At 68.3% G+C, this 21,719-nt stretch carries 17 protein-coding genes and 1 pseudogene; 6 read left to right on the top strand and 12 right to left on the bottom strand.

Annotation, left to right across the window (positions count from 1 at the left end; genetic code table 11):
- Window positions 1–4 precede the first annotated feature (4 nt).
- The 7 genes and pseudogenes from addA to regB form a co-directional block, all read right to left on the bottom strand.
- Window positions 5–3,340 (bottom strand): double-strand break repair helicase AddA, encoded by a 3,336-nt coding sequence (gene addA / locus RVY76_RS12930; protein ID WP_317374522.1) that lies wholly within the window; start codon window positions 3,338–3,340, stop codon window positions 5–7.
- Window positions 3,337–6,282 (bottom strand): double-strand break repair protein AddB, encoded by a 2,946-nt coding sequence (addB, locus tag RVY76_RS12925; protein ID WP_317374521.1) that lies wholly within the window; start codon window positions 6,280–6,282, stop codon window positions 3,337–3,339. The genes addA and addB overlap by 4 nt, the downstream gene beginning before the upstream one ends.
- Entirely contained in the window at window positions 6,275–6,949 is a 675-nt protein-coding gene (locus RVY76_RS12920) for a nucleotidyltransferase family protein (protein ID WP_317374519.1), read from the bottom strand. Before RVY76_RS12920 ends, addB begins: the two co-directional genes overlap by 8 nt.
- The gene (locus RVY76_RS12915; RefSeq protein WP_317374518.1) at window positions 6,946–7,905 is read right to left on the bottom strand and encodes an aminoglycoside phosphotransferase family protein; all 960 of its coding nucleotides are present in this window, start codon (window positions 7,903–7,905) and stop codon (window positions 6,946–6,948) included. The genes RVY76_RS12920 and RVY76_RS12915 overlap by 4 nt, the downstream gene beginning before the upstream one ends.
- Window positions 7,898–8,371 carry a tRNA (adenosine(37)-N6)-threonylcarbamoyltransferase complex ATPase subunit type 1 TsaE gene (gene tsaE / locus RVY76_RS12910; protein WP_317374517.1) on the bottom strand — a complete coding sequence of 158 codons (474 nt, stop codon included), beginning with the start codon at window positions 8,369–8,371 and terminating at the stop codon, window positions 7,898–7,900. Before tsaE ends, RVY76_RS12915 begins: the two co-directional genes overlap by 8 nt.
- A 74-nt stretch (window positions 8,372–8,445) precedes the next feature.
- Window positions 8,446–9,996 carry a PAS-domain containing protein gene (locus RVY76_RS12905; RefSeq protein WP_317374516.1) on the bottom strand — a complete coding sequence of 517 codons (1,551 nt, stop codon included), beginning with the start codon at window positions 9,994–9,996 and terminating at the stop codon, window positions 8,446–8,448.
- Between the two features lie 96 nt (window positions 9,997–10,092).
- Window positions 10,093–11,509, bottom strand: a pseudogene (gene regB / locus RVY76_RS12895) (sensor histidine kinase RegB).
- A 102-nt stretch (window positions 11,510–11,611) separates the two neighbouring features.
- On the opposite strand from regB, the gene RVY76_RS12890 reads away from it, so the two are divergent.
- Entirely contained in the window at window positions 11,612–12,175 is a 564-nt protein-coding gene (locus tag RVY76_RS12890; protein ID WP_410795997.1) for an ActR/PrrA/RegA family redox response regulator transcription factor, read from the top strand.
- Window positions 12,176–12,187: 12 nt separating this feature from the next.
- Here the strand turns inward: RVY76_RS12890 and RVY76_RS12885 are convergent, their stop codons facing one another.
- Window positions 12,188–12,778 carry an HD family hydrolase gene (locus tag RVY76_RS12885; RefSeq protein WP_317374513.1) on the bottom strand — a complete coding sequence of 197 codons (591 nt, stop codon included), beginning with the start codon at window positions 12,776–12,778 and terminating at the stop codon, window positions 12,188–12,190.
- 140 nt (window positions 12,779–12,918) lie between these two features.
- On the opposite strand from RVY76_RS12885, the gene ahcY reads away from it, so the two are divergent.
- Complete coding sequence (gene ahcY, locus RVY76_RS12880; RefSeq protein ID WP_317374512.1) at window positions 12,919–14,310, top strand: adenosylhomocysteinase; 1,392 nt, start codon at window positions 12,919–12,921, stop codon at window positions 14,308–14,310.
- Window positions 14,311–14,348: 38 nt separating this feature from the next.
- On the opposite strand, the gene RVY76_RS12875 is transcribed toward ahcY, so the two are convergent.
- Both RVY76_RS12875 and RVY76_RS12870 read right to left on the bottom strand, forming a co-directional pair.
- On the bottom strand, window positions 14,349–15,932 hold the full coding sequence (locus RVY76_RS12875) for an alanine/glycine:cation symporter family protein (protein ID WP_317374511.1): 1,584 nt from the start codon (window positions 15,930–15,932) through the stop codon (window positions 14,349–14,351).
- 11 nt (window positions 15,933–15,943) lie between these two features.
- Complete coding sequence (locus RVY76_RS12870) at window positions 15,944–16,381, bottom strand: universal stress protein (protein ID WP_317374510.1); 438 nt, start codon at window positions 16,379–16,381, stop codon at window positions 15,944–15,946.
- Window positions 16,382–16,602: 221 nt separating this feature from the next.
- Between RVY76_RS12870 and RVY76_RS12865 the strand changes: the two genes are divergently transcribed.
- Window positions 16,603–16,944 carry a DUF2853 family protein gene (locus RVY76_RS12865; protein WP_317374509.1) on the top strand — a complete coding sequence of 114 codons (342 nt, stop codon included), beginning with the start codon at window positions 16,603–16,605 and terminating at the stop codon, window positions 16,942–16,944.
- 104 nt (window positions 16,945–17,048) lie between these two features.
- Complete coding sequence (locus RVY76_RS12860; RefSeq protein WP_317374508.1) at window positions 17,049–17,981, top strand: FUSC family protein; 933 nt, start codon at window positions 17,049–17,051, stop codon at window positions 17,979–17,981.
- Here the strand turns inward: RVY76_RS12860 and RVY76_RS12855 are convergent.
- On the bottom strand, window positions 17,969–18,406 hold the full coding sequence (locus tag RVY76_RS12855; RefSeq protein ID WP_317374507.1) for an EVE domain-containing protein: 438 nt from the start codon (window positions 18,404–18,406) through the stop codon (window positions 17,969–17,971). The two genes, RVY76_RS12860 and RVY76_RS12855, sit on opposite strands and share 13 nt — an antisense overlap.
- On the bottom strand, window positions 18,403–19,482 hold the full coding sequence (gene tsaD / locus RVY76_RS12850) for a tRNA (adenosine(37)-N6)-threonylcarbamoyltransferase complex transferase subunit TsaD (protein WP_317374506.1): 1,080 nt from the start codon (window positions 19,480–19,482) through the stop codon (window positions 18,403–18,405). Before tsaD ends, RVY76_RS12855 begins: the two co-directional genes overlap by 4 nt.
- Before the next feature lie 177 nt (window positions 19,483–19,659).
- Here tsaD and RVY76_RS12845 point away from each other — a divergent pair, with 177 nt between their 5' ends.
- Window positions 19,660–20,268 carry a uroporphyrinogen-III synthase gene (locus RVY76_RS12845; protein ID WP_317374504.1) on the top strand — a complete coding sequence of 203 codons (609 nt, stop codon included), beginning with the start codon at window positions 19,660–19,662 and terminating at the stop codon, window positions 20,266–20,268.
- A gap of 66 nt (window positions 20,269–20,334) precedes the next feature.
- Window positions 20,335–21,708, top strand: coding sequence for a COG4223 family protein (locus tag RVY76_RS12840; RefSeq protein WP_317374503.1), 1,374 nt, complete (start codon window positions 20,335–20,337; stop codon window positions 21,706–21,708).
- The last annotated feature ends 11 nt before the right edge of the window (window positions 21,709–21,719 follow it).

The following is a 21,719-nucleotide window of genomic DNA, read 5'->3' as shown; positions in this document are numbered from 1 at the left end:
ACACCTAGGCACGGGGCGTTTGGGCGTCAAGATCGTCCAGGGCGGCGAAGGCGCGGGCCGCCAGCGCCGTCTCGACCGGCATCAGCGTGGCCGTCGCGGTCCAGAGAAGCGCCAGTTCGACACGCTTGCCGGGGTAGATCCGGGCGAGGCCCGCGGCATAGGCGCCCATCTGCCGCAATAGGCCTTCGGGAATGGCGTCGGGTGTCTCGGGCACGATGCGGTTCGACTTGTAGTCGATGGCGAGGACGCGGTCATCGTCGACGATCAGGCGGTCGATCGCCCCCTCGATCCGGGCCCCCGAGGGATGCGGCACGCTCAACTCGACCTCGATGAAGGCGGGGCGGGCAAGCAGGTCGCGGAAGGCCGGCGCGCCGAGGACGCGTCCCACCTCGGAGAGACGCGCGGCGCGGGCCTCCTCGTCGAGAGCGGGCAGCACGCGGCGGGCGAGGTCGGGCCAGTCCTCGGGCCGGTCGGGGGGCAGGTGTTCGAGAAGCGCGTGAAGCTCGGTCCCCCTGAGAAGGGCGTCGTCGCCGTCCTGCGGCATCGTCTCGCCCGGCAGCGCCTTGGCGCCGCCGAGGCCGGATGGCCTGAGGATCGCGGGCTCCGCGGGCGGGGGGCCCGCATCGCGGGTCAGCCAGTCCGGCAGATCGACGGCAGGTTCGGGGGTGCGGACCTCGTTCCTCGCCACGAACTGGAGATCGTCCCATTCGTTGATCTGATAGCGGTGCCCGGGCCCCGCGGGGGTGTCGAGCCCGTCCGAGGGCAGGGCGGCGAGACCGGCCGCGAGCTGCCCGTACCACCGGCCGTCGCTCCTGCCGGGGTCGCCCGCGCCGCACAGGATCAGCCAGAACTGCGCCCGCGTCATCGCGACGTAGAGCAGTCGGTCGCGTTCGGCTGCCTGGGCCTGCGACAGCACGTCGTGCGCGGCCCTGAGAAGCGGCGGGCGCTGATCCTTCGGCTGCTTGAGGACCCGGCCGCCCGGCACGGGCCAGAGCGGGGCGTCGATGTTCGGCGGCTGGCCCATCGTCTCGGGCAGGATGACGATCGGCGCCTCGAGTCCCTTGGCCCCGTGCACCGACATGATGCGCAGGTTGCGTCCGGCACCTTCGGACTGGCGCTTGATCTGGATCTCGTCGCCGGTGAGCCAGTTGAGAAATCCCGTGAGGCTGGGGATGTCGGTCCGTTCGTAGTCGAGGGCCTGCGACAGCAGGGCGTCGATGGCCTCCTCGCATTCGCGCCCGAGCCGCCCGACGAGGCGCGCGCGGCCGCGATGGCGCGTCATCAGCCGCTCGATCAGGTCGTAGGGGCGCAGGTAATCGGCTTGTCCGCGCAGATCGTCGATGATCTCCAGCGTCGCGGGATGGTCGTCCCGGCGATGGCGCAGCGCCTGCCAGAGATGGCGTTCGGTGCGACCGGCGGCCAGCGTGTAGAGCTCCTGCTCGCTCCACCCGAAGAGGGGCGAGCGGAGGGCCGAGGCGAGCGAGAGGCTGTCCTCGGGCGTGGCGAGGAAGGACAGGAGCGCGGCGATGTCCTTGACGGCGAGCTCGCTCGTCAGTGTCAGGCGGTCGGCGCCCGCCACGGGAAGCCCCGCCTTCTTGCAGGCGCGGATCGTCGCCTGGAACAGCGCCCCGCGCGAGCGGAAGAGGATCAGCACGTCGCCCGCATGGACCACGCGCCGCTCGCCGTTCTCGTCGGGGATGGTCGCGCGCCCGATCATCGACGCGATCCCGTTCGCGATGTGATCGGCCAGCAGCGCGGTGGCGTCGCGCGGCGAGACGCGATCGACCGGGTCGTCGAAATCGGGCGCCTCCTCCTCCTCACCGGGTTCGACCAGCGGCCAGAGATCGACGCGGCCGGGCAGGGCGTCGCGGAAGGCCAGATGCGTCATGCCCTGATCGGCGAAGACCGCATCGACCGCCGACAGGATCGCGGGCGCGGACCGGAAGGAATGCAGCATGTCGAGGCGTTGCAGCCGGTCGGGGCCCAGCCGTTCGGCAAAGCTGTCGTGCATCCGGTCGAAGCCTTCGGGGTCGGCCCCCTGGAAGGAATAGATCGACTGCTTCTTGTCGCCCACGACGAAGAGGGTCCGCTCTCCGGCCTCCTGCGTGCCGTGGCCCGACGCCACCTCGCGTGCGAGCGCCTCGATCACCTGCCATTGCGCGGGCGAGGTGTCCTGCGCCTCGTCGACGAGGATGTGGTCGATCCCCCCGTCGAGCCGGTAGAGCACCCAGTCGGCCACCGCCTTCTCGGTCAGCAGGTCGCGCGCCTTGAAGATCAGATCGTCGAAATCGAGCCATCCCCGCGCGGCCTTGGCCGCCGCATAGAGCGGCAGATAGGCGGCGGCGAAGCCTTGCAGGACGAGGTTCCGCTCGAGCGTGACGAGGCCGAGACGCTCGTCGCGGGCCGCCTCGACACGTTCCATCAGCGCGTCGAGGGCCTCGGCATCCTCGGGATCCATCGCCGTCCGGGCGGCCTTGGTCGGGTATTTGCCGATCTTGGCCGCGAAAGGCTCCTTCGCGCCTTCGCCGGAAAGGAGCCTTCGTTCCAGCGTTTCGAGATTGTCGAGCGTGGGCGCGTCGCAGCGCGCGATGTCGGGGGCATGGGCCTGGTCGGTCTTGCCGCCATGTTCGGCCATCACGCGCGCCACGCGGGGCAGGAGGGTCGGCGCCTCGTCCGAGAAGACGTGAGCCAGCAGGCCCTCCATCGTCCGGTCGGCGGGCAGGTCGAGCAGGTCGCGCAACGCCGCCTCGTCCATCGGCGTGCGGAAGGCGTCGCGGGCGCCGACGAGGGCTGCGGTGAAGGGGCGCATCTCGGTCCCGCCGAGGATGCGGGCCATCCCGGTCACGATCTCGGGACGGGTCTCGGCCAGCGTCTCGAGGCAATCGTCGCGCAGAAGCTCGGCGTTGCGGTCGTCCATCTCGGTGAATTGCGGCGAGACGCCGGCCTCGACCGGGAAGCGGCGCAGCAGGATCGAGCAGAAGGAATGGATCGTCTGGATCCTGAGCCCGCCCGGCGTCTCGACGGCCTTTGCGAAGAGCCGCCGGGCCTCGGCGAGATCCACGTCGCGCGGCACGCCGAGGTCGCTCAGGTTCTCGCGCAGGGCGGCGTCGGGCACCATCGCCCAGGCACCCAGCCGCTTGAAAAGCCGGTTCTGCATCTCGCTCGCCGCGGCCTTGGTATAGGTGAGGCAGAGGATGTTCTGCGGCGCCACGCCGCCCAGCAGCAGCCGCGCCACGCGGTCGGTCAGCACGCGTGTCTTGCCCGAGCCGGCATTCGCGGCGAGCCAGGTGGAGCGATCGGGCGCCGCGGCCTCGATCTGTCTGAGCGTCGCCTCGTTCATCGCAGCACGACCTTTTCGGGGCGTTCGGATATGTCCCATTCACCGAACCGCGCGAGGTGGTCGTAGCCGTGCTCGTAGGCCATCTTTTCCATCGCGCGGCGCGAAGCGTATCCCTGGCCCTCGTCGCCATAGGCCGAGAGGAGCTTCGTCAGCATTGCGAGCGCTTCCTCGGGCGACAGCGGCACTTCGGCTGCGGGGTCACGCAGCGGGTGGCTGCGCCAGCGCGGGGTCGAGCCGAGTTCGACATGGCCGACCTGCGCGACGCGGGCGGCGGGCAACCCCTCGAATGTACCGGCTTCGGCCATCACCGCCTCGATCAGGAGCTGCGGATCGTATTGACGGATCTGCCGGGCCGTCGGGGCAGCGCCCGTCTTGTAGTCGAGCAGGACGAGGCCGCCATCGGTCGCGCGGTCGATCCGGTCGGCCTTGCCCACGATGGTGACTCCCGTGCCTGCCACTTCGAGCCGGGCGCGACGCTCCTGCGCCTCCGGCATGGCCGTTGCGCGATGCGCCGCGTCCTGGTCGAGGAACCAGGGCACGACCCGTTCGAGCCGGGCGAGCCAGGCGATGCGCGTGGCCCGCCAGGGCACGTCGCGGATCAGCTCCTCCTCGGCCAGGCGCATGAGGGCGTCGGCCGCGTTGGGCGCCGCGGGGTCTATGCCCTCTTCGACGTAGCGCTCGAACACGCTGTGGATCAGCGTGCCGCGCAGCGCCGCATCGGGGTCTTTCCTCAGCGAATCGAGCGGGGAGAGGTTGAGGATCCGCCGCGCGTAGATCGCATAGGGATCGCGGACGAGCCGCTGGATGTCGGTAACGCTGAGCTCGCGCGGGCGCATATGCACGGGCGGGCAGGGCGCGGGGCGCCGTTCGGGCGGCGAAGGCAGGATGCGCGCCTCGAGCGTCTCGGCATGGGTGAGCCAGACGCGGCCGCGCGCCCGCATCTCGTCGAGCGCGGTCCTGCCGCCCGTCGCCTCGAGCCCCGCCATCAGGTTGGTGAGCCTGTTGAGCCAGCGGGACATGACCGTCTCGGCCTCGGCATTGCGCGCCGCGCGGGTGATCAGGACCTCGGGGGCGCAGACGGCCTGCTGGAAATCGTGGGCCGACAGTCCGATGCGCCGTTCGGGCAGGAGGAGGCCCGCTTCGGCCCGCATCCGCCGGTTCAGCCAGGGATCGGCCTTCGGCGCCTCGGGCCAGACGCCTTCGTTGAGCCCGCCGAGGATCACCAGATCGGCGCCCTGCACCCGCGCCTCGAGCGTGCCCCAGATCATCACGCGGGGATCGGGTCGGATCGGGTCGCGGACATCGGTGTCGAGGATCGCGTCGAGCAGCGCACGGTAATCCGTCAGGGTGAAGGCGCCGGCCGCATCGGCCTGATCGCCGAGGCCCGACATGACCTCTGCCGCCTTTTCGCCCGCCCGTTCGAGCCAGAGCTCACCGCTGCCGCCCGCAGGGCCGCCGGCGAGCGCCTCGGTGAGGCTCAGATGCCGGGCGACAATGTCGGAAAGGGCACCGTCGCGGAGCAGGGCGGCGGCGAGGATCGTCGCCTCGATCCATGCGACCCATTCCTCGGCGCCCTCGATGCCGGAGCGGCTGGCCCAGCCGTGCAGATCTTCGGGCGTCGGGTGAGGCGGGCCGTCGCGGCGCAGCCAGAGCTCGAGTTCGTGCGTCAGGCGCAGATGCGGGCCCCGATCGGTTCCCGTATGGGTCAGCGGGTGCTTGAGGATCGTCAGCAGATCCTCGGGCGCGGAGGGGGTGCCCAGCCGCGCGGCCATGTGCCTGAGCAGCCGCCCCGGCACCGAAAGCGCGAGCGGTCGCCCGGCGCTGTCGTCGGGTTCGATCCCCCAGCGGTCGAGCGCGGCGGTCACCTGCCGCGTCAGCACCCGATCGGGAGAGATGAGCGCCGCGACCTTCCCCTCGTCGAGCGCGGCGCGCAGCCGGATCGCGATGGCGAGCGCCTCGATCCGCGGATCGGGCGCCTCGAGCAGCGAGACGTTGGCCGCCGCCTCGACAAGGTCGCCCAGAGCGGGGCCGTCGCGCAGCCAGCCATCCGTGACCGGCGCTGGCCGCAGCGCCATCGAGACGAGCCTGCGCCGCTGCGGATCGGGATCGGCGTCGGTCCAGGGCCTGATGTCGCCCGGATGCAGGTCCAGATCGCGCGCGATCCGCACGAAGCGGTATTGCGGATGGTCCTCGGCCGAAAGGGCGTCGCCCATCGCGTCCCAGATTTCGCGCGGCATGTCCGGATCGACCCCCGGCAGGATCACGGCGCCCTGTGGCAGCTGCGCGACCGCCCGCATCAGAAGCGCGGTCGTTCCCCGCGACCCCGTGGAGCCCGCGACGATCACCGGATGGGCCGGCGGTGCGATCTGCCATTTCTCGATCAGCGCCTCGACGACGCGGCGCTGGCGTGCCTCGGGGTCGGGGGTCGTATCGGCAGCGAGGAACCCTTCGAGAAGGGACAGGAATCGCAACGCGCGCTGCCAGTGGCCGGATTGATCCGTCACGTCGAGCCCGGTGATGGCCCCGAGCGGGACGCCCTCGCCCTGCATCTCGTCGATGAGGGTGGCGAGGCTGTCGGCAAGGTCGAAGGCCGCGCTTTGCCCCGCGAGGTCGGGATCGGCACGGATGAGCGCGGCCGTGAGCTGCGTGAGCTCCAGCCTGCGGCCGAGCGGATCGGCGGGCGGGGGCAGGTCGGTCAGGAGGGGATCGGTGCCGAGCGCCGAGAGAAGGCGCACCCGCGGCAGGAGACGCGGCGGCCCCGCGCCGAAGATTGCCGAGAGCCTGCGCGCCGTGCGGCTCGTGTTGACGTAGAGCTCGACGCGGGCCCAGTCCTCGGGCGCGGCATCGCCCAGCCGCGCCTCGATCCCGCGGACGAGTTCGGCGGGGAAATCGGCGCCGGGCGGCAGCCCGAAGAGCCGCGGTGTCGGGTCCGCATCAAACATCGGCGAGCATCGCCTCGGCCAGTGCGATGCCGCCCGGATGGCCCACATCGGCCCAGTGGCCCTCGTGCACGATCCCGCGAAGCGTGCCGCGCGCGGCGAGGTCGGTCCAGATCCGCGACAGGGAGAAGACCCGGTCGCGCGCCGCGCCCAGCACATGCGGCTGGATGATCTGCGCGCCGGTGTAGATCATGTCCCCCCCGCGCGAGAGACGTCCGTCGGTAAGCGTGAAGTCGCCCGGTCCCTCGCGCCCATGCGCACGGTCCGGCGGCACGCAGAGCAGCAGCGCGTCCATGCCGTCCTCCCAGGCTTCCGCAAGCGTCGAAAGCGGGTTCGGCCCGGTCCAGAGGGCGTCGGTGTTGAGGGTGAGGACCGGTCCGTCGCCCAGAAGCGGCAAGGCATGGACGAGTCCGCCGCCGGTATCGAGGATCTCGGGTGCCTCGTGCGAGACGACGACCCCCTCGTCCGAGAGATGCGGCTCGATCATGTGGGGGAGGTAATGCGTGTTGGCGACGATGCGCGTCACCCCGGCCCCGCGCCCCAGCGCGATGGCATGGTCGATCAGCGGCCGTCCCGCGACGGGTATCATCGGCTTCGGACGATGGGCGGTCAGATGGCCCATCCGCGTGCCGAAGCCCGCCGCGAAGAGCATGAGGGGCAGGCCGCTCATGCCGCGTCGTCCCGTGCGGGCAGGAGGCGGTCGAGATGCGCGCGAAGCGTCGCGAGTTGCGGATGCGACATGTCGCGGTCGAGATCGCGGCGCACGCGGGGGACGAAGCGGAGATAGCCCGGCTTGCCCGCCTCGGTCGCGAGCCGTGCAAAGATGCCGAGGATCCTGAGGTGGCGTTGTACGGCCTGCACGGCATAGGCGATGCGGAACGGCCCTTCGGCGATACCGCGCGCATCGGCGAAACGGCGGATCATCGCTTCTTCGAGATCGCGGCCCACGTCGCGGCGCGCATCCTGCAGGAGCGAGGCGAGATCGTAGGCCGGATGCCCTGCGAGCGCGTCCTGGAAATCGAGGATGCCGATCCGCGAAAGCCCCTCCCGTTCCGGGCGCCAGACGAGGTTCTCGGCGTGGTAGTCGCGATGGATGAGGACGGCCGGCATGTCGTGCGTCTCAAGCAGCGCGCAGAGGATCTCCTCGACCGCGTCCCAGTCGGGGCGGTGTCCCTCGCCGCCGAAGGCGATGCGGGCGGGGGCGATCGCCGCGACCATCTCGGCGGGCCCGTAGGGGCGCACCCAGTCGGGGCAAGGCGCCTCCTGCATGCGGACGAGGGCATCCGTCGCGGCGGCGTAGATCGCGAACTCGTCACCCTGCTCCGCGACATGCGCCGCCATGCCTTCGCCCAGATCCTCGAGCAGGTAGAGCCCCGAACCCGGATCGGCGGCAAGGCAGTCGGGCGCCGCGAGGCCGATGCCGCGAAGATGCCGGGACATCCTGACGAAGGCGTCCTGAGACCCGCAGATGTCGGGCGGGGCATCCATCAGGATCGCCCGATCCGCGCCGCGCCGGAGCCTCTCGTAGCGACGCGACGAGGCATCGCCGGCGAGCGGGATCCGCGTGGCACCGCCCCATCCCGCATCCGAAAGGAATGCATCGGTCAGTTCCGCGCGATCAGACATCGGCGATGCCCTCGATCCGCACGTCCCAGCCATGGCCCTCGAACGTGGCGACACGTCCTTCGCCCGAAACGGAAAGTTCGATCCTGAGCGCGTCGGGCGGCACGCGCCGCCCCATGCGATCGGGCCATTCGACGAGGCAGAGCGCCGTCTCCATCGCGTCGGTCAGTCCGAGTTCATCGAGTTCGGCGGGGTCGGACAGGCGGTAGAGATCGGCATGCACGATCTCGATCGGACCTGCGCCATAGCTCTGGACCAGCGTATAGGTCGGTGACGGGACATCCTCGACGGGCGTGCCGTGCCGTTCCTGCAGAGACTGGATGATCTTCCGGGCCAGATGAGTCTTGCCGGCGCCGAGGTCGCCCGAAAGGCAGATGACGTCGCCCACATTCACGATCGCGGCCATCGCCCGCCCCAGTCGGGCGGTCGCATCGGCATCGGCAAGGGGAATTCGGCGGATGGGTGGCATGGCCGCACATTGCCGGTGCCACGCGGCGGTCGCAAGGCGGGAACCGACGCGAAAGTGCGGTTCGCCGGATGCGATCAGACGCTCTGCCGCTGCCTGTCGCCGGTTCCCGGCAACGGCAGGAGGCTGGATTTCCGGGCGTCGGCGAAACGGACCATGCGCATGCCGCCGGGCAGGACGTTCATGTGAAGCGTCATGGCCCGACCGTCCTTGAGCTGGATCCGGACGGAGGCGTCTTCCTCCGGATGTTCGTTGCCGAGAAATTCGCGCACCTCGCCCCAGGCACGACCGGAGACGCCCGCGGTGATCCATTGCCCGACCGCGTCGGCGGCGCTCGTCCCGTCGAGCGATCCGTGCGTGTCGTCGCCCCAGAGCCGGTCGTAGGCACCGTTGGCCATCGTCAGGTTGCCCAGCCGGTCGAAGACGCAGATCGCGTCCGGAAGCGTTTCGAGCACGGCGTGTCCCGTCTCGATCTGGGCGCGGAAGCGGCGGGTGAGGCTGATCTCGGCGCTGATATCCTCGATCAGCAGCGCGAAGGCGCCGTCGACCTGGGGCCGCCCGGTGACGCGGTAGGTGCGCCCGCCCGGGAGGTGCCACATCTCGGAATAGGTGCCGTCGACCGCGGCGCGTTCGAGATTGCTGACATGATCGCGCCAGGTCGCGTAGTCGCGGGGCTCGGGCATCATCTGCCTGGCGCGGAGCGCGTCGAGGAAACTTTCGAGCCGGGGCCGTCCCGCGAGGAGATCGGGTGGCAGGGCCGAGAGCTCGGTCAGCGCGGGATTGAACATCACGAGGTGCCGGTCGCGATCAAAGACGGCGATGCCCACGGTCAGATGCGCGAAGGTGCGCGAGAATGTCTGGGTGAAATCGGTGAGCGTCGCCTCGGCCCGGACGAGCTGATCGGCCGGCACGGCGGTGACGAACACGTCCTCGTCGATCGCCTCGATCCGGCAGTCGAACCAGCGCTTGCGGCCGTCCTTGCCCTCGATCGAGCCGCGAAGATACGAGTCGCGCGACTGGGCCACCTCGGGAAAGAGGAGCGGAGGCGGCCAGATGCCGATATCGGCCCCCTTCGCCTCGCGCGCGAGGTCGAGATAGGCGCGGTTCGCCCAGGACACGGCCCCGTTGCGCGATTGTCGCCATGCGGGAAAGGCCAGGCTGTCGCCGAGCGCGCGCAGGCTCTCGAGTTCGGCCTCGATATGGGCGTGGCTTCCGCGATCGAGGGTCACGACCTCCTTCTCGGAGGTCGCGATCTCGATCCGCGCGCGCGCGCCTTCCATCGACAGGTTCAGGGTCTGGGCGCAATCGCGCGAGGCAAGCGTCCGCATCCGCTGGCGCGGAAGGGTCAGGATCGCGTCGTCGAACCCGTCGAAGATTTCGCGCAGGTGCCGCGCGAGTTGCGCATAGGAAGAGGGCCCGGCATCGAGCATCGACAGGAAATCGCGTGCGGGAGGGCTCGCATCGACGATCCGGCCGCGATCGACCAGGAAGACGGTCGTCTCGGCCACGTCGTCGGACCAGAGCGCACGGCGGGCCATCAGGTTGCGGTATTGCCGGGAGAGGAACAGGGCCGCGAGAAGCGCCGCGCCGAGCGAAGCGGTGCCGAAGGTGATCGCCAGAGCCCACATGTTCCTCGTCGTACCGTCCGTCGCCAGAACTCCCCATTCCGACGAAGGCTGGATGAAATTGATTAATGATACATTAACCGCCTTTCGCGACCCGGTTCAGACGGACGTGGGGGCGTTCTCTCCCAGGGCGCGACGGTCTCCGCCGGGGCGTTCAAGCGTCATGCGCTCCCAGCTCAGCGTGACGAAGGCACCGCCGCGCCGCCCGGTCGAGCCCGGCGGCCCCATCCGTTCGTCGGCATTGGCGAAGGTGATCTCGGCCCCGGACCGTTCGAGCAGCGTCTTCGCGATGAAGAGCCCGAGCCCCATCCCCTCGTAGCCCTCGCGCTTGGCGCGTTCGGGCTTGCGGCGGGGCCGAGTGAACGGATCGCCGAGATAGGGCAGAAGATCGGGCGGATAGCCGGGGCCGTCATCGGCGATGCGCAGGTTGATGCGCGTGCCCGTCCATCTCGCGTCGATCCAGACGGTCGATGCGGCATAGTCGACGGCGTTCTGGACGAGGTTCCGGATGCCGTGGACGATTTCGGGGCGGCGCAGGATCACCGGTTCGGCGGCAGCCTCCCCTCCGGCGGCGGCCAGGTCGTAGAGCAGCGCGATTCCCCGGTCCCCGTGCGGTGCCGCCGCCTCCTCGAGCAGAGAGGAAAGCGGGGCCTGACGCATGTGCTGGTCCTGCTTTCCGGCCCGGCCCATCGAATGAAGGATGACGCGGCATCGCTCCGCCTGATCGCGGATGAGGCGGGCATCTTCCTGCAGCTCGCTTCCGGGGGGGGGCTTCCTCGATCATCTCGCCGCTCACCAGTGCGATGGTGGCAAGCGGGGTTCCGAGCTCGTGCGCGGCGGCCGCCACGACCCCGCCCAGATCGGTCAGCTTCTGCTCGCGGGCGAGGGCCATCTGCGTGGCCGAGAGCGCGTCGGCCATCGCCGTCATCTCGAGCGTGACGCGCCGCGCGTAGGAGGCCTGGAAGATCACGCCGGTCATGATCGCCGCCCAGAACCCCGCCCGGAAGATCGGGTCGATCTCGAGGATGTCGCCCGCCTTGTTCTGCAGCGGCATGTAGAAGAAGAGGTTCACCGTCGTGAGGAGGAGCGCCACGGTGCAGACGGCGACCATGGCGCGCAGCCTCAGCACCGCCGCCGAGATCGCCACCTGCGCGAGGATCAGCGAGGCGAACGGGTTGTTGAGCCCGCCCGTCAGCATCAGCAGCGTCGAGAGCTGCACCATGTCGAAGACGAGGACGCAGACGAGACCCCGTTCCGAGACGCGCTGGTTTTCGGGAAAGACCAGCGCGGCCGCGACGTTGGTGATGACTGCCGCGGATATCGCGAGCGCGATGAGCCCGTTATGCGAGACCAGATCGAGGAGGAATTCGGCGACGAGAACGGCGGTCACCTGCCCCGCGATGGCGATCCAGCGCAGCAGGATCAGCGTGCGCAGCCGCACCCAGTTCGACCGGCGCGGACCGGCGAAGATCGCGTCGGGCGATCCTGTCTGCGGGGAGGGGGCTGCATCGCTCATCGCCGCAGACGGTAGCGCGGCGAACCCGCGGGCGGCAATGGGCGGGGTCCGCGTTGACCGCCGGAGCCGTGGCGCTAACTTTTGGGCATGGATGACATTCGGATGGTGCAGTCGATGGACGACGCTGCGATCGAGATCGGCAAGGACAAGAGCCTGCTTCTCGTCGATGATGACGAGACCTTCGTGCGGCGTCTCGCCAGGGCGATGGAGAAGCGCGGCTTCGAGGTGCGGATCGCGGAAAGCGTCGCGGAAGGTGTCGGAATGGCCCGCTCGGCACCGCCGGCACATGCGGTCGTCGATCTGCGCCTGTCGGACGGCAACGGGCTCGACGTGGTCGAGGCGATCCGCGAGCGTCGGGAGGATGCGCGGATCGTCGTGCTGACCGGATACGGTGCCATCGCCACCGCGGTCGCCGCCGTGAAGATCGGAGCGACGGACTACCTCTCGAAGCCCGCGGATGCGCGACAGATCGTCGCCGCGCTGCTCTCGACGGGCGAGGATCTGCCCCCGCCGCCCGAGAATCCGATGTCCGCCGACCGCGTGCGTTGGGAGCACATCCAGCGGATCTACGAGCAATGCGACCGCAATGTCTCGGAGACGGCACGCAGGCTCAACATGCATCGCCGCACGCTTCAGCGTATTCTGGCCAAACGCTCGCCGCGCTGAGCCGGGACCGGTTCAGAACCGTCGCAGGAGCGCGGAGTGACGAGCGGTGAATTCGGCCCGGACCTCCACCGGCGGGCGCAGGACGATCGACAGGTCGCGGGTGAGCGCGGAATCGGGACGGCCGAAGAAGCGTGTCGCCTCGTCCTCGGTGAAGCCCGCGATCTCGACCGCTTCCAGCCAGGCGCTGATGCGATCGGCGGCCTTGATCTTGCGTTTCACGGCCTGCGGAAGCGTCGCGGGCAGGCCGAACCGGACATGGACGACCGCACCCAGCCGATCGTCGAGCGCCTTGTATTCAGGACCGACCGCCGCCTTCACCGGAGAGATCATGTCGCCGATGACGTATTCCGGCGCATCGTGGAGCAGCGCGGCAAGCTGCCAGCGCGGATCGGGGCGCGCGACCATGCGGGTGTAGATCGTCTCGACCAGCAGCGAATGCTCGGCCACCGAATAGGCGAAATCGCCCCGCGTCTGGCCGTTCCAGCGCGCCACGAAGGCCAAGCCATGCGCGATGTCGTCGATCTCGATATCCACGGGCGTCGGATCGAGGAGGTCGAGCCTGCGGCCCGAGAGCATCCGTTGCCAGGCGCGGGGCTGTGCCATCCTCGTCATCCGTGCCGTTGCGGGGTCAGGGGCCCCTTCTTCGCCATCGCGGGCGATGCGTCAAGCGGGCCGGATCCGTTGTGTGTCGGGCGGGCGAGTGGTATCGCCTAGCCGATTTCCAAGCATGGGGAGCGGCCGTCATGGCTCAGGATTACGTCGTCAAGGACATCGAGCTGGCGGAATACGGCCGCAAGGAACTCGATATCGCCGAGACCGAGATGCCGGGCCTCATGGCCCTGCGCGAGGAATACGGCCAGGAGAAACCCCTTGCGGGTGCGCGCATCGTCGGATCGCTTCACATGACGATCCAGACGGCCGTCCTGATCGAAACGCTCGTCGATCTGGGTGCCGACGTGCGCTGGGCCTCGTGCAACATCTTCTCGACGCAGGACCATGCCGCCGCCGCGATCGCCAAGGGCGGCACGCCCGTCTTCGCGGTCAAGGGGCAGTCGCTGGTCGAACACTGGGATTATCTCGACCGGTCGTTCCAGTTCGAGGACGGCCCGAACCTCATCCTCGACGATGGTGGCGACGCGACGCTTTATGTGCTGCTCGGTGCGCGCGTCGAGGCGGGCGAGACAGGCCTCATCGACGTTCCGACCTCGGAAGAGGAAGAGGCCGTCTTCGCACAGATCCGCAAGCGGATGGAGCAATCGCCCGGCTGGTTCACGAAGATGCGCGACCAGATCAAGGGCGTGAGCGAGGAGACGACGACCGGCGTGCATCGTCTCTACGATCTCAAGCGCAAGGGGCAGCTTCCCTTCCCGGCGATCAACGTGAACGATTCCGTCACCAAGTCGAAATTCGACAACAAGTACGGCTGCAAGGAAAGCCTCGTCGACGGTATCCGTCGCGCGACCGACACCATGATGGCCGGCAAGGTCGCGGTCGTGATGGGCTATGGCGACGTGGGCAAGGGATCGGCGGCGAGCCTGCGCGGTGCGGGCGCGCGCGTGAAGGTGACCGAGGTCGATCCGATCTGCGCGCTTCAGGCCGCGATGGACGGGTTCGAGGTGGTCCTGCTGGAGGATGTCGTCTCGAGCGCGGATATCTTCGTCACGACGACCGGCAACCGCGACGTCATCCGCATCGAGCACATGCGCGAGATGAAGGACATGGCGATCGTCGGGAATATCGGCCATTTCGACAACGAGATCCAGGTTGCGAACCTCAGGAACCACAAGTGGACCAACATCAAGGAGCAGGTGGACATGATCGAGATGCCGTCGGGGCATCGCATCATCCTGCTTTCCGAAGGGCGCCTTCTGAACCTCGGCAACGCGACGGGTCATCCGTCCTTCGTCATGTCGGCCTCGTTCACCAACCAGGTCCTCGCGCAGATCGAGTTATGGAAGAATGGCGAGCAATACGAGAACGACGTCTACATCCTGCCCAAGCATTTGGATGAAAAGGTCGCGCGGCTGCATCTGGGCCGGATCGGTGCGAAGCTGACCGAACTGAATGCCGAGCAGGCCGCCTATATCGGCGTCACGCCCGAGGGTCCGTTCAAGCCCGAGCATTACCGCTATTGAGGTGTCGGGGCCGCGCGATCGACGCGGCCCCCATGCCTTCATTCTCCGGGCGTCACGCCCGGCTTGGCCTTGTCGCTTCCGGTGTACTTCTTGATCTCGCCCGAACGGAGCCGCTTGACGTAACCGTCGAGCTCGCGCCGGACGATCGGCATCAGGATGTAGAGCGCGATGATGTTGACGATCGCCATCGAGAACAGCATCGCGTCGGAGAAATCGATCACTGGCTGCAGGCTCGCGGCGGAGCCGATGATGATGAAGAGGCAGAAGATCGTCTTGTAGGCAAGCTCCTGCACCTTACCCTCGCCGAAGAGATAGGTGACGGCCTTCATTCCGTAATAGCTCCATGACAGCATCGTCGAGAACGCGAACAGCACGACCGAGATCGCGAGGAGCGGCGGGAACCACGAGAAGGCCTCCGCATAGGCGGCCGAGGTCAGCTCGACTCCCTGCACGCCGCCTTCGGTCGCGATCCGTCCGGCTTCGGCGTTCCAGGCATAGAGCCCGGTTTCGGGGTCGAGCTGCAGCACGCCCGTGATGACGATGACGAGCGCGGTCATCGTGCAGATCACCACCGTGTCGATGAAGGGCTCGAGAAGGGCCACGTAGCCCTCGGTCACGGGTTCCTTCGTGCGGACGGCCGAATGCGCGATCGCGGCGGATCCGACGCCCGCCTCGTTCGAGAAGGCCGCGCGGCGGAAGCCCTGGATCAGCGCGCCCGTAAACCCGCCCGCAACGCCGAGGCCGGTAAACGCCCCTTCGAAGATCTGCCCGAAGGCCCAGAGGATCTCGTCGTAGTTCCTCAGCAGGATCACGAGCGAGACGAGCACGTAGAAGATCCCCATGAAGGGGACGACCTTTTCGGTCACGCGCGCGATGGACTTGAGCCCGCCGACGATCACCGCGAAGACGATGAGCGCGAGGACCACGCCCGTGATCCAGCCGGGATAGCCGCCGAGCACGCCCGAAAGCTGCGCATGAGCCTGGTTCGCCTGGAACATGTTGCCGGCACCGACCGCGGTCAGGATCGTGAAGACGCAGAAGACCATGGCGAAGGCCTTGCCGCCCGGAATCCCGCGTTCCTTGAACCCCTTGGTCATGTAGTACATCGGCCCGCCCGACACGGTGCCGTCGCCGTATTCGTTGCGGTATTTCACCCCGAGCGTGCATTCGGTGAACTTCGTGGCCATCCCGAAGAGGCCCGCGACCACCATCCAGAACGTGGCACCGGGGCCGCCGATCCCGACCGCGACCGCCACGCCAGCGATATTGCCGAGCCCCACCGTTCCCGACAGCGCCGTGGCGAGCGCCTGGAAATGGCTGACCTCGCCCGCGTCGTCGGGGTCGGAGTAATCGCCTTTCACCAGCCGGATCGAGTGCATGAAGCCCTTGAACTGGATGAAGCCGAAATAGAACGTGAAGATCACCGCCCCGACGACGAGCCAGAGCGCGATCCACGAGAAGTTGGTGCCCGGCAGGTCCGCGAAGATGATCGAGACGTACCAGCCGGTATAGTCGGCGAAGATCGTGTTGATCGTCTCGTCGAGGGAGGATTGCGCGACGGCGGGCCGGGCGAGAAGCGCGGCGGCAAGGCCGGTCGCGGCCAGTTGGGAAATGCGGTTCATGGACATTCCTTTCACGGCACGATGACGGTCGGGACGGTGGCGATCTGCGCCAGACCCAGCGGAACGGAGCCGAAGATCCGCGCGCCGAAATTGTGCGCGCCCGATCGTCCGACGAAGACGAGTTCGGCACCGCTATCGGTTACCGTCGCCGCGACGAGCGGCACGACCGAGCCGAACTTGACGGTGCCGATTGCCTCGACCCCCGCGGCGCGGGCCTTCTCGAGCGCAGGCTCCATCAACGCGTCGCTTGCACGGGCGAGCTCCTCGGAGCGTCTCACGTGCCGCTCCTCGACCTCTTCCTTGGTGAGGAAGCGGTAGGGCGACCATTCGAGGATATGGACGATGTTGAGCCGCGCGCCGGTCTGGGCGGCCTGGCTTATGGCATAGTCGAGCACCCTGGTGCCGTCCGCGTCGCCCTCGTAGGCGACGACGTAAGTCTTTCGGGTCATGAAGCTGCCTCCGTGGCTGGCGTGATCGGAATCCGTTTCTCCCATGTGGATCGTTCCGGACTCAGGTTTGCAGAAAATTGTCGGAAAGCGAGAAAACATCGCATTCGCCGCGGAATTGTGCGTTTGGTGCCGGGATCCGTGGCGAAAACAGCGCGTGTGCCCGGACCCGTCGCATCCTGTGGACGTTCGGACCCCATACGAACGAAAGAGGAGAGCGCCGAATGGGACGGCAGGAAGAACTCATCGAGACATACGCGGCCGATCTGCGCGACAGGTGCGGGATGGAGCCCGACTTGGATCTGCTCGCCAAGGTCACCGCCGGGTGCGGCCCGTCGATCTACGACGACGATGCGGCGGTCGTATCCTCTTCCGATACGGAGGAACTCAACCGCGTGCGCGAGAGCTTTCTCATGGGCAAGCTGGGCCTCGAGGACAGCGAGAGCCTGATGGGAGCGATCCAGGAGGCGATCCGGACCTACGGGCGCGAAAATCCCCGCAAGTACCGTGCCGTGATCTACTACATGCTTACCAAGCGGTTCGGCCGGGAAGAGGTCTATAACTGAGCCCGGTTTGGCCGATCCCGCGTATGGGCTAGATCCACCGGGGGTCAGGCGGGCGGGACATGATGGGACGAGTGAAGGAATGGTTGTTCGAAGGCGGTGATCCGATGCCCTGGCGCTCGGTCGCCGTGACGACGCTGGCCGTGGCGGCTCCGCCCGCGATCGGCGTCGCGATCTACGGCAGGATGGGGGCGATCGCCTTCATCGCGGCACTTCCCGCCCATCTGGCGGCCAAGGACGAAGGCGTCCTGCACGCGACGCTCGTCACGCTGATCCTGGGGCTCGCGGGTCTTCTCAGCCTCGGCGCGCCCGACATGGCGTTGATCGTGGCACCCGTTCTGGGGATCATGACAGGAATCTGCGGGCATCACGGCGTCGCACGGCCGGCATTGCGCGCTCTCATCACGTGGACGGTCTTCACCTCGCCGATCCTCCCGTCGGACGAGAAACCGCTGCTCTTCGCGATCTTCCTCCTCGCGATGGTATGGGCGCTCGCCGTCACCAAGATCTTCGGCGAGACCCGCACGACGGGCGAAGAAGACGGGGAAAGCGAAGAATACGCCCTCGTCTTCGGTACGATCCTGGCATTCGGCCTCGCCGCATCGGTCTATGTCGGCAACCGCTTCTTCGGCAATCACGGCTTCTGGTTTCCGCTGACATTCGTCGTGCTGTGCATTCCGCCGCACGGACGGCTCTTTTCGCGCACGATGAAGCGGACGCTCGGCACGATCCTCGGGACAGCTCTGGCGCTGGCCATCGCCTGGATCTCCGAGGCGGCCTGGCTCACGGCTGCGTTGGGCATATTGGCGCTTCCGCTGGCCTTCCGGACGCTGCCATGGAACTACACGTTCTTCACGGCGCTGCTGACGATCTCGGTGCTCGAGATCCTGGCGCTGGTCACCGACATGGACACGCTCGCCTTCGAGCGGCTGAACACGATGGCCGCGGCGGCGGCACTCACGCTTGCGCTGGGCCTGATCGGATGGACCGTGCTGCGCGTGCTGAAACCCGAGGCTCTGGACGCCCTTCAGGAGAAATGATCGCCACCGTCGAGCCCGCCGAGTTCGAGGATCGCGCGCCAGGCTTCGGCATCGACCGGTTGCACCGACAGGCGGGGTGCGCGGACGAGGGCCATTTCCGCGAGCCGCGCATCGGCCTTCACCTGATCGAGCGTGACGGGCCGGGGCAGGGACCTCACCGCGCGGACGCTCACGCAGTCCCACCTGTCGTCGTCGCCTGCGCTCGGGTCGGGATGCGCGGCCTGCGTCACCTCCACGATGCCGACGATCGCGCGTTCCTTCTGCGAATGGTAGAAGAAGCCCAGATCGCCCATCTCCATCTCGCGCATCATGTTGCGCGCCTGATAATTCCGCACGCCGGTCCATTCCTCGGCCCGATCGCCCTTCGCGACCTGATCGTCCCAGGACCAGTCCGACGGTTCGGATTTGAAAAGCCAGTATCTCATGCCTTCGCTCCCTTGCGTCCGCTGCCGAGCATCGGCGCGGCGTCCGGGTCGAGCGGCCAGCGCGGTCGAGCGGCGAGATCCATGCCGTCGCGATGGCCCATTCGGAACCGCTCGATCCCGGCCCAGGCGATCATCGCCGCATTGTCGGTGCAAAGCGAGAGCGGAGGGGCCACAAAGGGCAGACCGGCCGCTTTCGCGACGCCATCGAGGCCGGCGCGGATCGCGGTGTTGGCTGCGACACCGCCCGCCACGGCGAGCGTGGTCACGGGGCCGGCGAGGGCAATCGCGCGCCGGGCCTTCTCGGACAGGATCGCGGCCATTGCGGCCTGAAACGAAGCGCAGAGATCGGCACGCGCCTGGCGCGGCAGGGCACCGTCTTGGAGCGCGGCGTCGCGGGCGCGCAGCACGGCCGTCTTCAGCCCCGAGAAGGACATGTCGCACCCCTCCCGATCGAGAAGCGGCCGGGGAAGGGGGATGCAGGGCGCGCCGTCAAATGCGCATCGCTCGACGCTCGGCCCGCCCGGCTGGGGCAGGGACAATGCCTGCGCCACCTTGTCGAACGCCTCTCCGGGCGCGTCGTCGATCGTCCCGCCCAGCCGTGCGAAGCTGTCGGGCCCCTCGACACGCAGGAACTGGCAATGCCCGCCCGAGACGAGCAGCATGAGATAGGGAAAGCCCGGATCGTCGGTCAGCCGGGGCGTCAGGGCATGGCCCGCGAGGTGGTTCACCCCCAGAAGCGGCAAGCCCCGCGCCACGGCGAGCCCCTTTGCGAACATGACGCCCGCCATCACCCCGCCGATAAGACCCGGCCCGGACGTCACCGCGATCCCGTCGATCGCATCGAGGCCGAGACCCGCCTGCCGCAGGGCCTCCACCGTCACGATGTCGAGCTTTTCGACATGCGCCCGCGCGGCGATCTCGGGCACGACGCCCCCGTAATCGCGATGCAGCGCGGTCTGGCTCGCCACGACGTTCGACAGGATCAGGCCGCGTTCGCCCGGGGCGTGACGCAACACGGCCGCGCCGGTATCGTCGCAGCTGCTCTCGATCCCGAGAATGGTGAGCGTGCCGTCCATGCCGTCTTTCTGTTGCGAAGAGATGCCGTCGCGGCGTAGCACTCGCGGGCGGCACCGTCCACAATTCCGCCAGGGAGGCGATGGATCATCGCGCGTCACGCGCTCATCCTCACGCGACCGATCGATGCCGCGCGGCGTCTGGCGTTCGGCGCGCGGGCGCTGGGCATCGCGGGCCCCGTGATCTTCTCGCCGATCCTCAGGATCGTCGATGTGACGCCCCCCGACATTCCCGAAGGGACGCTCGTCCTGACATCCGAGCAGGGGGTGCGCCGTGCCGCCGCGCTCGGCCTTCGGGGGCGGCGCGTCTGGACGGTCGGGCCGCGCACCGCCCGCCTTGCGGATGCGGAAGGGTTCGTACGCGAAACATTCGTCCCCGGTACAGCCGATGCCCTTCTGGAGGCTATCGCCGCACAGGAAAGGGGTCCGGTCGTCCATCTTCACGGTCGCCACGTGACGCGTGATGTGGCCCGGGCCCTGCGGCAGCGCGGTCTGCAGGCGGAGAGCCGCGTAGTCTACGACCAGATCGCAAGGTCCTTGAGCCTGGCCGCCCGCAGCCGCATCGCCGACGGTCATGCTCTCCTGCCGCTCTTTTCGCCGAGATCGGCGCGACTGGTGGCGCACGATCTTGTGGCACCGCCGCCCGCATCGACGGCCGTCGTCGCGATGAGCGAGGCCGTGGCCGAGGCTTGGCCTTTCGGCGGAACGGTCCATATTGCGCCCCGACCCGATGCGGAGGCGATGCTGCAGGTCCTCGCGGCACTTGTTGCGGTGGAGACGGAACGCTAGGCTTCGTGAATGATTGAATGATCAGGGCGATGGCCCGCATGCGGGCGCAAGGAAGGTGGGGCAGACGTGGCGAAGAACCGGAAATCCGACACGACCAACGGGGCCAAGGCGGACGAACCCACCGCTGCGAAGACCGACGAGACGGCAAACGTGCCCGAAAGCTCGACGACGGGTGACACCACGCGTGAGCCCGTAGCGACCGCCGAAACTCCGTCCGAGGACTCCGAGGCGCATGAGAGTTCCGCGACTGCCGAGGCACCGTCCGAGAATGGCGACGGGCGGGAAGGCACCGCAGGCGGCAGGCGTGGGCACGACCGGGCGACGACCGACCAGACCGCATCGACCGACCCCGCCACCAGTGCCGCACCCATCGTGCAGCCCGATTCCGGTTCCGCCACGCAGGCGGGCGCTGCCAGCTCCAGAGGGCCATCCGTTGCGATGCTCCTCCTCGGAGGCTTTTTGGCGGCCGCGATCGGCTATCTTGCAGCCTATTACGGTGAGTTCGGCCTTTTCGGGGCCAATCCGTCCGAGGACGAGGAGGCGATGGCGCAGATCGTCGCCTCGCACGAATCCCGGATCGACCAGATCGAGACCGCGCTCGGGGCACCCGACGAATCGAACGCACGGCTCGACGCGTCGGATGCGGGCCTGGCGGAGTTGCGCGAGAACCTTGGCTCGCTGGTCGGAAACCTCGATTCCCTCGACGAGCGGATCGGCGGCGTCGAGGCGGGCCTTGCCGGAAACGCCTCGACCTTCGATCCCGAACAACTCGGCCAACTTGGTCAGACGACCGACGATCTGCGAAACCAGCTCGACGAGCTGTCGCAACGGATCTCGGCGATAGAGAGCGGGTCGCAGGATCAGGTCGCATCGCTCGAACAGCGCGTCGACGAGTTGAGCCAGCAGGTCGACGGTGCCGCGAATGCCGCGCAGGAAGAGGCGCGCCGCATCGCGTCGCAGGCCGCGCTGAGCGAGATCCGCGCGGCGATCGATGCCGGAAGCCCCTATCAGGATGCGGTCGGTGCCTACCGGGAAGCGAGCGATGCGGATCTGCCGAACGCGATCACCGCGCCGGCCCCCGACGGGGTCGTGACGCTTGCCGAGCTTCAGGATCGGTTCGATCCGGCCGCGCGCGAGGCGCTCGACGCGTCGCTGCGCGCGACTGTGGGCGATGGCCCGATCGACCGGTTCGGGGCGTTTCTCAGGGCGCAGACCGGTGCGAGATCGCTGGACGAGCGGGAGGGTGCCGGCCCGGACGCGGTCCTGTCGCGCGCGCAGGCGCGTGTCGGCGAGGGCGATCTCGAAGCGGCGCTTTCCGAATTGCAGGATCTACCGCAGGAGGGTCGCGACGCGATGTCCGACTGGATCGACAGCGCACGTGCAAGGCTCGACGCCGAACAGGCCGCAGCCGACCTGCCCACTTCCCAGAACAGCAATTAAGGACGGTCTGA

The organism is Palleronia sp. LCG004, from assembly GCF_032931615.1.
Classification (GTDB): domain Bacteria; phylum Pseudomonadota; class Alphaproteobacteria; order Rhodobacterales; family Rhodobacteraceae; genus Palleronia.
The sequence above is the reverse complement of the archived record's forward strand: the minus strand, read 5'-3'. Positions and strand labels throughout refer to the sequence as shown.

Coding starts and splice junctions, on each gene's coding strand:
- RVY76_RS12915 (WP_317374518.1), bottom strand. CDS start 7,905: ATGTCTGATCGCGCGGAACTGACCGATGCATTCCTTTCGGATGCGGGA.
- RVY76_RS12885 (WP_317374513.1), bottom strand. CDS start 12,778: ATGGCACAGCCCCGCGCCTGGCAACGGATGCTCTCGGGCCGCAGGCTC.
- RVY76_RS12890 (WP_410795997.1), top strand. CDS start 11,612: ATGGTGCAGTCGATGGACGACGCTGCGATCGAGATCGGCAAGGACAAG.
- RVY76_RS12855 (WP_317374507.1), bottom strand. CDS start 18,406: ATGAGATACTGGCTTTTCAAATCCGAACCGTCGGACTGGTCCTGGGAC.
- RVY76_RS12920 (WP_317374519.1), bottom strand. CDS start 6,949: ATGAGCGGCCTGCCCCTCATGCTCTTCGCGGCGGGCTTCGGCACGCGG.
- RVY76_RS12870 (WP_317374510.1), bottom strand. CDS start 16,381: ATGACCCGAAAGACTTACGTCGTCGCCTACGAGGGCGACGCGGACGGC.
- RVY76_RS12875 (WP_317374511.1), bottom strand. CDS start 15,932: ATGAACCGCATTTCCCAACTGGCCGCGACCGGCCTTGCCGCCGCGCTT.
- RVY76_RS12905 (WP_317374516.1), bottom strand. CDS start 9,996: ATGTGGGCTCTGGCGATCACCTTCGGCACCGCTTCGCTCGGCGCGGCG.
- RVY76_RS12865 (WP_317374509.1), top strand. CDS start 16,603: ATGGGACGGCAGGAAGAACTCATCGAGACATACGCGGCCGATCTGCGC.
- ahcY (WP_317374512.1), top strand. CDS start 12,919: ATGGCTCAGGATTACGTCGTCAAGGACATCGAGCTGGCGGAATACGGC.
- tsaE (WP_317374517.1), bottom strand. CDS start 8,371: ATGCCACCCATCCGCCGAATTCCCCTTGCCGATGCCGATGCGACCGCC.
- addB (WP_317374521.1), bottom strand. CDS start 6,282: ATGTTTGATGCGGACCCGACACCGCGGCTCTTCGGGCTGCCGCCCGGC.
- addA (WP_317374522.1), bottom strand. CDS start 3,340: ATGAACGAGGCGACGCTCAGACAGATCGAGGCCGCGGCGCCCGATCGC.
- RVY76_RS12860 (WP_317374508.1), top strand. CDS start 17,049: ATGCCCTGGCGCTCGGTCGCCGTGACGACGCTGGCCGTGGCGGCTCCG.
- tsaD (WP_317374506.1), bottom strand. CDS start 19,482: ATGGACGGCACGCTCACCATTCTCGGGATCGAGAGCAGCTGCGACGAT.